Here is a 10,264-nt window from a genome sequence, read left to right on the forward strand (position 1 = left end):
TGTGTCCTGATCTGATGGAATATTTATTTTCAAAAGAGGGAATGAGACGTTGTATGCAGAATCAAATGGTTGTGCTGATAATTGGAATGGTCCTGCTGTCCGGTTGTGCCGGCGCGCCACCGGTACACGTGGTGCAGGCCGGCGAGGGTGTTCGGCTGACAAGTGCGTTGTTGGATGCGGCGCAGCTGGAAGTTGACCTGGCATTGGAAAGTTATGACGCCGGCGATTGGGCAGGCGCAGAGCTGGCCATTGTTCGTGCGGCCCGCGTGCTCTATAGCGCGCAATCACCTCAAAACGGTGACGGCAAACGCTATGCATCTTTAACCTCTCAAGTAAGCCTGCTTACAGTGCGACTCAACTGGATATTGCACACAAGTTCGGTGGAAATTGATCCTGAAATGTTTACGATGTCAATCCCTTATAACGCCAGGATAGAGCGTCAGATTGATGTGTATTTAAAACATGGTCGCAAGGGATTTTCCCGTTGGTTACGGCGGTCCGGCCGGTATGTTCTGCGTCTTCGTCAGATGTTTATTGAGGCGGGCTTGCCCGGGGACCTGGTGTATCTGGCATTGGTGGAATCCGGATTCAATCCCCGCAACCGCTCGCATAAACAAGCAGTGGGCTTGTTTCAGTTCATACAAAGTACGGCAGAGATGGTGGGTCTGAAAAAAAACTTTTGGGTTGATGAACGGCGTGATCCGGAAAAAGCGGCGCGGGCGGCCATTCAGCATTTGAAATCACTCTACAGGGAATTTAGTGATTGGGACCTGGCACTGGCCGCTTATAATGCGGGTTCAGGAAGGATCGGTCGTGCCATTAAAGCCCAGGGTGTACGGGATTATTGGAAACTGGCGCTGCCGCCTGAAACCGAGTCCTATGTTCCGAAATTTTATGCGACCTTGATTATTGCCCAAGAACCGCATCTTTATGGATTCAATCCGGAGTATGAAGACGAAGAAAGCTGTGATGAGGTTACGGTTCCCGGGAGTGTTGATTTTAAGATTGTGGCTGAAGCGATCGGGGTTTCGGTAACCGTGATTGCCGACATGAATACAGAATTAACCAAAGGATGCACCCCGCCCGGGCCGGAAGCGTATGGATTGCGGCTGCCCAAAGGAAGTTTAGAATCATTTTCTACCGGGTTTGCGGCTATTTCGGAAGATAGAAAGTATCTTAGTCCGGAAGAGATGGCACGGCGTAAATTTAAAGGGGTCTATTTTGTTTATAAAATCAAACCGGGTGATTCCCTCTATCTTATTGCTAAAAAGCATCATACTACCATAGCGAAAATCAAACGCTGGAATCCCAGTGTACGGAAAAGCAAATATATTCATTCCGGGAAAAAATTGAGGATTTACAGAACCCGCTAGGAGTCTGAGCATTTAGTTTGTTTTTGGTATTGTTCGTCACCCCGGTGAAAACCGTGGTTCAGAAAAAGCTTTGAAATTCAGATTCCTGGATACCGGCTTCCGCCGGTATGACGGCAAAATACAAATAATTCGACTAAATGCTCAAGCTCCTAGGATATGCCGGGATGAAGGGCGGTTGAAATGAGAACAATACACTGCACATTGGCGCAAACCAATCCAATCATGGGTGATCTTAAGCAGAATGCTTCCAGTATTATTGCCCGGCTTGAACAGGCGCGTTGCCAAGGATCCGGTCTGGTGGTTTTTCCTGAAATGGCGCTTTGCGGGTACCCGCCGGAAGATTTGCTGCATCAGCCGGTATTTTTAGAAGCAACGCGGCATTATTTAGATAGTTTGGCACCCGCGACCCGTCAACTGACAGCGGTTGTGGGATTTGTTGAAAAAGAGAAAGAGAAAATTTACAATGCTGCCGCCATTTTTCATGATGGGGAAATTGTTGGCAGCTACCGGAAGGTAGAGCTCCCCAATTACGGCGTTTTTGATGAAAAAAGGTATTTTTCAGCGGGTCGACACCCCTTGATCCTGGATTATCATGGTATACGAACCATGGTTACGATTTGTGAGGATATATGGATTTTACAAGGTGAGGTCGAAAAATTTCTCGTGGAGCAAAAAGCTGATTTGATTTTAAATTTATCTGCGTCACCCTTTCACACCGGGAAAACCCATGAGAGAAGAAGCATGCTGGCGAGTTTGGCCAAACGGGCGCAAGCCGCCATTGCTTATGTTAATTTGGTGGGTGGGCAGGATGAACTGGTTTTTGACGGCGGCAGCATGTTTTTCGATTCCGGCGGGACCTTAAAAGCCAGTGCACCTCAATTTGTGGAAGCCTTGGTATCCGTGACAATGGAAATAGATCCAAAACCGGGGCAGGCAGACCGGTTACCTGCCAAGGTGAGCGTGTCTGATTCTGAGAACAGCCGGGCCGGCAAGGCGGCCGACAGCTGTGCTCCGGTTTTATCCAGAATTGAGGAAATGACTTCGGCCCTGGTTTTGGGGACGCGTGATTATGTATTGAAAAACGGATTTAAAAAAGTAGTCTTGGGATTGAGCGGTGGTATTGATTCGGCTTTGACAGCGGCCATTGCTTGTAAGGCATTGGGCGCCGAAAATGTGATGGGTGTCACCATGCCTTCTGAGTTTTCTTCGTTTGAAACCAAGAATGATGCCGTGCTGGCAGCAAAACGGTTGGGGATGCGCTTGCTGACAGTACCGATTCAGCGGATTTTAACGGGCTACCAGCAGGAACTGAAGGAAGTCTTTGGGCCTGGAAAGCCGGGGATTGAGAATGAAAATCTTCAGGCGAGAATAAGGGGAAATATTTTAATGGCACTCTCGAACCGGTTTGGATGGCTGGTACTGACGACGGGAAATAAAAGTGAGACTGCTGTTGGGTATTGTACGCTTTATGGGGATATGGCAGGTGGTTTTGCGGTGATCAAAGATGTGCTGAAAAAAGATGTTTACCAGGTGGCAAAGTTTATGAATGAAACCAGTCAGGATGATGTAATCCCGCAAAGTACGATTACGCGTGCGCCGACTGCGGAGTTGCGTACCGGCCAAAAAGATGAGGATAGTCTGCCACCCTATGCAATCCTGGATGAAATCGTACGCGGGTATGTTGAAGAGGATTTGGATGCGGAAACCATGGTGGAAACCGGACTGGATGCAGCCATTGTATTTCAAACCATCCGCATGATTGATAAAAGCGAGTACAAGCGGCGCCAGGCTGCACCCGGGGTGAAAATTACGCCAAAAGCATTTGGACGAGATCGACGTATTCCAATCACCAATCGATTTGATCCTACTGAACCCTTGTCTTGATGGGCGATCGCTCTGTCTGTTCAGGTATTCACTATGTTTAAACTAAGAAAAAAAACAGATCAACCTTTACTTCTGTTGGCACCTATGATGGATTTATCCGGATGGGCATTTCGGGAACTCGTCCGCCGGGCAGGCGGGTGTCATCTTTTTTACTCAGAAATGCTCAATGCCCGGCGTGTTCCGATAGAAAAGGACAGCGTCCCGCTGTTTCGCGGTTTTGAGAATGAATCCAACCTGATGATTCAATTGTTAGGGAACCAGGCGGATCAACTGACGGCATCAATTAGACGACTGGAGCAATCGTTTAATCCTTTGGGGTATGATTTAAACATGGGGTGCTCGCGCACGGCGATTATGCGGCATGGATGGGGCGCAGCCATGCTTCAGGATTTCAATGCGACCTCCAAAGTGTTGGCTGCCATGCGCAAGCAGACGCTGAAACCCTTCACAGTTAAAATTAGAAATGCATGGTCAAGCATCAAAGAAGCGGGACTGTTTTTAAAAATGATTGAGGAGCAGGGTATTGATGCTCTGATTGTGCATCCGCGTACACCGGAAAAAATATTTACCCGGCCTGCCAAGTGGGAATGGATCGCAGAGGTAAAAGCCATGGTAAGTATTCCTGTGATTGGGAATGGTGATATTCTTACTGCGGCAGATGCAAAGAGGATGCTGGAGCAAACTCAGTGTGACGGCATTATGATTGGCAGGGGTGCGGTTGCAAATCCGGATATTTTTAATCTGATCCATGAAAAAAAGCCTTTTTATTCAAGTAAAGCCATGATATTTCACGAACTGATTGACCTGATGGGGGAAGAAGTATCTCATCCCAAAAGAAGATCGGAATTAAAGACTTTTTGTGAGTATTTTGCAGAAGGAATGCCGGTTCCGCACTGGTTTTGGGGTAAAATACAGGGTTTGCGGGATTCAGAGAGTATTATTGAAGTTGCCACCGATTTCCTCATGAAAAATAACTTTTAGTTACCCGCTCGGGCCAGCCACAGGCCATGTGGTGCCAGGCACCAAAATTTGTTGATATTAAAATAGTTAGAGCACTGCAGAGAACTGGATGCTCCTGGGTATTGATCAAACTCAGTAGGGAATGGTCGCCCGGCATTCGCCCGGCAAGCTGACCATTCCCTACAAAAAATGATGTACCCCAAAGTGCCAGGTACCTTTGGAGTTTTTAAAGGTAAACTGATTTGACAAATTGACAATATAGGTGGATACTTATAATAGACTGAACGTTCGGTCTGTTATAAGATTTATTAAACATTGAATAGACTTGGCGTTCGAGAACGGAAATGTTGGAGGCGTTATTATGGTTCAGGAAGCAGGAAAAAAGATCGCTGTTACTGAGGAAGAGAAGGAAATGCAAAAGCAAAAAATCATTTTTGCCGCAGTTAAAGTTTTCGGTAGCAATGGATACCATAGGAGTACAATCACTCAAATTGCCCAGGCAGCGGATATGGGGCGCGGAACACTTTATTGGTATTTTAAAAGCAAGGAAGAATTATTTAAGGCAATTATTTCTCAGATTCACACTGACTGGGTTGAGCAACTTGAAGCAGAGGTTGGAAAATCCGGTACGCTGCATGAAAAATTACGCAGTATCATTTATAATTGGCTGGAAAAAGTTGTGCATCACCAGGAGCTGTACAATATTTTTTATTCTGTAATCGGCGAGACCCAAGGGGATTTTGCAGAAGAAATGCATGCGGCTGTCGGTTCGCTGTATAAATCCACTATATGTATTTTAGAGAAATTGTTTAATCAGACGGTGCAAGCTAAGCTGATGCGTCCGGCAGATACCCATCGTTTGGCAAGATTATTGGTGGGATTTATTGACGGGATGATTATGCAGCATATTTTTGTGGAACCGGTTAATCCTCATGCCATGACAGAGGTGGTGATGAATCTTCTGTTCAAGGGATTGCGTCCTGAACAGACCGTGTCCAGGGACGAGGAAAATCCGAAGGAGGCGAGCAATAATGTTTAAAAGACTATACTCAAAATTTGTGGATTTTTCAGTGGCCAAACCCTGGTGGATCATTGGTGGTGCATTTTTATTGACACTGTTTTTTATATGGCAGGCCGGCCAATTGAAACTGGCCATGACCTGGATGGATATGATGCCCCAAAAAGAAGCATTTGTGAAGGAGTACCGTCATTTGGTGAAGACCTTTGGTACCACGGATATGATCATGGTCGTGGTTGAGGCGCCGACAGAGGAAGACGTTATCGCCATGACAGAAGAAACTGCGGCTCGTTTAAAAACGCTGGGTAAATGGGTCAAGCGAATTGATTATACAGTGGATCTTGATTTTATCCGAAAACATGGTCTGATGCTTTCCAAGGCTAAAGATCTAAAACGCATGCAGAGTATGCTGGCCGATCCCAACCTACTTCCGTGGTTGACAGCGCTCAATGATGATTTTGAGCGGGAATATATCGAGGATTCCGGGAATATGAAAAAGGATGAAGCACAGATTGCTTCACAGATCAATGCTCTGGGTGTTTTGGCAGATACACTCTCGCGTTTATCCAACACGGGAAACGTTTTAGATGGCGACATGGAAATGCTGGTAGAACGTCTCACGATTGGGGAGAAATATTTTTTATCATCTGATCGCAAAATGGCGATGTTAATTATTGCGCCGACTTTTACCGCAGATGATACCGACCTCGCCTATGCGGGTGTGTTGGATATGCAGGCAGTGATTGATACCCTCAAGCAGGAAAATGCCGGGATATGGATTGGGCTGACCGGTATGAGTGTGATCATGAAAGATGAAATGAAAACCGCGCAGGAAGACAGCATGATCTTAACTTTAGGGGCATTGTTGATTATCACAGCTTTGTTTATCATCACATTTCGCATGTGGACCGCACCGCTTTTAGCCATGCTTATTTTGGTCATCGGCATTATCTGGGATTATGGTCTGGCAGGTCTGTTGATTGGGAAACTTACGATGTTTAGCGCGATGAGCGCTGTTTTGTTAATTGGACTAGGTGTGGATTATCTTATGCATTTTCTGAGCAGCTTTTTTGAAGCGCGGGTGGAAGGCAAGGGTGCGCATGCCGCCATTATGTATGTTTATCGTACCAGTGGCCGGGGTATCGTGCTGGGTGCCATCACGACATCCCTGGTTTTTTTCTCCATGATATTATCTGATTTTCCTGCCATGGTAGAGTTTGGCGTGACTATGGGACTGGGTATTTTGGCCTGTATGTTTGTGACCCTGGTCCTTTTACCCGCGATTATGGTTTTACGGGAACGGCATTTACAAAAAAAAGTTGCTCGCGGGAAAAATGTCACACCTTTTTCCGCTCAATTCACGTTTCTCAACCAGAGTGCTGCAGTGGCATACAATCGTCCCTGGAGAACCATCATCGTGGTGTTGATAGCCACCGCTTTGATGCTGTGGGGAGTGAGCAAGCTCAAGTTTGATCATAATTTTTTGAACGTTGAGGCCAAAGGACTCGAGTCGGTTGAACTTTATGATATCATGGAGGAACGCTTTGATCTTTCCGCAGATGCATTGATGTTTACAACCGATTCATTGGAAGCCGCAGAAAAGAAAATGTATGCCTTGGATGACCTGACTACGGTGGGTCAGGCAGATTCTCTGGCCCGCTATTTGCCCTCAGAAAAATCGCAATCACAGCGGAAACCGTATGTGGACAGTATTTACAATACGGTCAAGCAAACAAACTATGCTGTCCGGATGAATACTATGGAATTCGCCAAGCAGATCGAGCGTCTCTCCGATAATATTGTTGAGATCGGGCAGTTGGCCTATTTGAGTGGGCTTACCAAGGTCACGAAGCAATGTGATTTCATTACAGGGTTGGATACTGAAGGAAATCAGAAAAACATAAATCGACTCAAAAAAGCTGCGAAAAATATCCGCCAAGTGGATAAACAAAATCTATCCGGGTTATCTCAAAGTTTTTTTAAGCACATGAAAAATACGATTACTTCTATGGCGAATTCCAATTCCATATCATTGGAAGAAATCCGCCCGGATACCCGGGATCGTTTTTTGAGCAGTGATGAGAAATTGTATGCTGTTCAGGCGTATTCCAGGAAAAATGTCTATAAGCATATGAATGATACCAGTTTTATTGATGATGTTCAGTTGATTGCGCCTCAGGCTACCGGGATGCCAACGATATTTAAGGAATTGATTGCCATTTCAAGTGAGAAAGGTAAAATGGCGCTTATCATCGCATCCATAGTGATTGTTGTCCTGTTATTGATTACGTTTAGGAGTGTTGAGCATACACTATTGGCATTGATTCCTGTGGTTTTTGGTTACATATTTATGTTTGGTACGATGGGATGGATCGGTATGCCGCTTTCGATTGTGAGTGTCATGATGCTCCCGTTGATTGTAGGGATCGGTATTGATGATGGTATTCATCTGGTGAATCGTTATCGGATCGAGGGGCCGGGCAGCCAGCCGGTTGTAGTCGCATCGACCGGTAAGGCGATTTTTTTAACCACTGCCACAACCATGCTGGGTTTTGGATCTTTAATCACTGCCAAATACCAAGGATTTGGGCACATGGGATGGATTACCGTTTTTGGGGTGAGCTGGTGTTTTATTATTTCGATCACTCTGATTCCGGCAATTTTAAAATTAATCGAGAGGCGGAAAAGATCATGAAAATAAATAATGTTTTGCTTATCCTGTTCGCGGCTTTTTTTGTAAGGACGGGTTTGAAACCCGTCCTTGCAAAGCCGGGAGTTGATGCAGATTTGAAAAATGGCCTGACAGCAGAAAAAATTCTTGATAAAGCGGATGCCGTGGCCAAGAGTGATTCGAGCAAAGGAATTATGGAGACCATTATTATCACGACAAGTGGTGCGGAACGCACGTTGGTTTCGGAAGCCTTCTCAAAAGATGGCCAGGACAAACAATTGACCCGTTATATCAAACCCGCACGCGTGAAAGGTGAATCCATGCTCATGCTCAATGATGGTAATGACATCTGGTATTATTCGCCGCGCACAGACCGGGTGCGTAAAATTGCCTCGCATGCCAAAAAGAAAAAAGTGATGGGTTCGGATTTTACTTACGAAGATATGGCCAGCGGGACAATGGCGAGGAAATACACCGGGGAATTGCTGGGTATTGTTAAACAAGCAAAAAAGAAATGTTTTCACTTAGAACTGATTCCCACGCCGGCGGGGCCGTCTTACGCAAAAATTCAAACCTGGATTGATCAAGCGACATTTGTGATGTTGCGGGTTGACTATTGGGACAAAGGTGAGAAACCCTTCAAACGTCTTATTTTAAGCGAGGTTAAAAATATTGACGGACATCTAACCCCGATGCGCTATGCGATGACAAATTTAAAAGAAAATTCAGAGACCGTGATGAAGATACTTGAAATTGAATATGATCTTGAATTAAGAGATGCATTATTTACAGAACGGAATTTGAAAAAAAGGTAAAGGCGATTACACGGATTTGAAAACACTCTTGTCCGAATTAAGTAATACCGTATGTGATAAAGCCGGTTGGAATGATTATTTTAAAAGAAAAAAAACTCACTGGCAATAAGGGTATAGTCATCGTGGGTTATATCGTCGAAGCTTGTTTGGTTGTGCGTTGACAGTGCCGGTTTTTCTTTTAAAATAATCATTCCAACCGGCTTAACAACAGGGTGCTTTGTGAATTAGGACAGCAATGATTTGGAAATTTGATTATGCGAATATTGTAGGGGCGCGGTTCCCGCGCCCGAAGAGCGAGGTGTTGAAAATGAAAAAAACCATAATGATTATTATGGCTGCCCTTATCGCCGGGGCAGGTTTTCAACCTGTTACGGCCATGGGAGCTGAGTTGTCAGGCTATTATGAAGGTCAATTAACCGGGTATGCAATTCAGGACACGGCTCTATGGCAAATGACCAACCGTTTGCGTATCGATTTATCTGCGGACGTCGGTGAAAATGCTTCGATGTCTGCCAGTCTGGCGGGCATGACTTATCACGGCTATACGGATATGAACCTGCTGGAGGTCTTGCCGGAGGACATCCAAAGCAATATTGTTCGGAGTTTCGGCACAGCAGTGGACACTCTTTTTCACTACACATATGAAGAAACCGCCTGGTCATTGGAGAATGCATTTCTAACATTTTATCCAGGTGCTTTTACCATTCGTATTGGGCGTCAGCAACTGCCGTGGGGAACCGGCTATGCCTGGAACCCGAGCGATATTTTCAATACCAAGAGTCTGCTTGATCCTGCCTACGAAAAGTCCGGTCAGGATGCATTGAAAGTGGAATGGGGGTTTGGCGAGTCCGGCGGTATTGTGCTGGTTTATCAACCCGGTGTGCGTTGGCAAGACAGCACCCGTGCCTGCAAAGTGAAAGTGCAGGCCGGGAGTTTTGATCTCAGTGCATCAATCATCGACCAGGCCTATGACGTACTCGATGTTTTCAGCATGATACCGCAAACCCGGGAAACCCGCCGGATTGTAGCAATGGATTTTGTGGGTCAGGCGGGCGATTTCGGAGTATGGGGTGAGGGTGTATTTTTCCAGGGACCGTCGGATACTCAAAATTGGCAATTGGTCCTGGGTGCAGACACCACCTTTGAATTTCAAACCTCACTGATGGTTGAGTATTTCCGTGATTGGCAAGGGACTGCGAATGCCGGGGATTATGATGTGGCGGATTGGGTTGACTTGATTATGGGGCAGCGAATCACAATGGGCAGGGATTATGCCATGCTGATGATTTCCCACCCGGTTCATGATTTTATTGATGTGACCCTCATGACAGTCATGAATTGCAATGATCGTTCATTCGGCTTGATTCCCACGATTGCATACACTTATTCCGACGATGTTGTCATCACGCTTGTGGGAAACATTTTTGGCGGAAGTTCAGGCAGTGAATACGGCGGGTTGGATACACAAGGCGGGTATCTGCGTGTGAAGGCTTATTTCTAAGCGTCGTGAGGGGCGGATACAGGAATGGCTCGATGAAAAAAT

The 10,264-nt window shown here is 45.9% G+C and carries 7 protein-coding genes; all 7 read left to right on the plus strand.

Annotation, left to right across the window (positions count from 1 at the left end; all coding sequences use genetic code 11):
* The first annotated feature begins 53 nt into the window (after positions 1-53).
* Entirely contained in the window at positions 54-1,373 is a 1,320-nt protein-coding gene (locus K8S19_00745; GenBank protein ID MCD4812212.1) for a transglycosylase SLT domain-containing protein, read from the plus strand.
* Between the two features lie 180 nt (positions 1,374-1,553).
* Entirely contained in the window at positions 1,554-3,257 is a 1,704-nt protein-coding gene (locus tag K8S19_00750) for an NAD+ synthase (GenBank protein MCD4812213.1), read from the plus strand.
* Between the two features lie 33 nt (positions 3,258-3,290).
* Positions 3,291-4,238 carry a tRNA-dihydrouridine synthase family protein gene (locus tag K8S19_00755; GenBank protein ID MCD4812214.1) on the plus strand — a complete coding sequence of 316 codons (948 nt, stop codon included), beginning with the start codon at positions 3,291-3,293 and terminating at the stop codon, positions 4,236-4,238.
* A gap of 340 nt (positions 4,239-4,578) precedes the next feature.
* Positions 4,579-5,256, plus strand: coding sequence for a TetR/AcrR family transcriptional regulator (locus K8S19_00760; protein ID MCD4812215.1), 678 nt, complete (start codon positions 4,579-4,581; stop codon positions 5,254-5,256).
* Complete coding sequence (locus K8S19_00765; GenBank protein MCD4812216.1) at positions 5,249-7,930, plus strand: MMPL family transporter; 2,682 nt, start codon at positions 5,249-5,251, stop codon at positions 7,928-7,930. Before K8S19_00760 ends, K8S19_00765 begins: the two co-directional genes overlap by 8 nt.
* Positions 7,927-8,721 carry an outer membrane lipoprotein-sorting protein gene (locus K8S19_00770; GenBank protein MCD4812217.1) on the plus strand — a complete coding sequence of 265 codons (795 nt, stop codon included), beginning with the start codon at positions 7,927-7,929 and terminating at the stop codon, positions 8,719-8,721. Before K8S19_00765 ends, K8S19_00770 begins: the two co-directional genes overlap by 4 nt.
* A gap of 307 nt (positions 8,722-9,028) precedes the next feature.
* Positions 9,029-10,222, plus strand: a complete 1,194-nt coding sequence (locus K8S19_00775; protein ID MCD4812218.1) for a hypothetical protein — start codon at positions 9,029-9,031, stop codon at positions 10,220-10,222.
* Positions 10,223-10,264 lie beyond the last annotated feature (42 nt).

Source organism: bacterium (assembly GCA_021108215.1).
Classification (GTDB): domain Bacteria; phylum Oederibacteriota; class JAAXVQ01; order JAAXVQ01; family JAUVAV01; genus JAIORK01.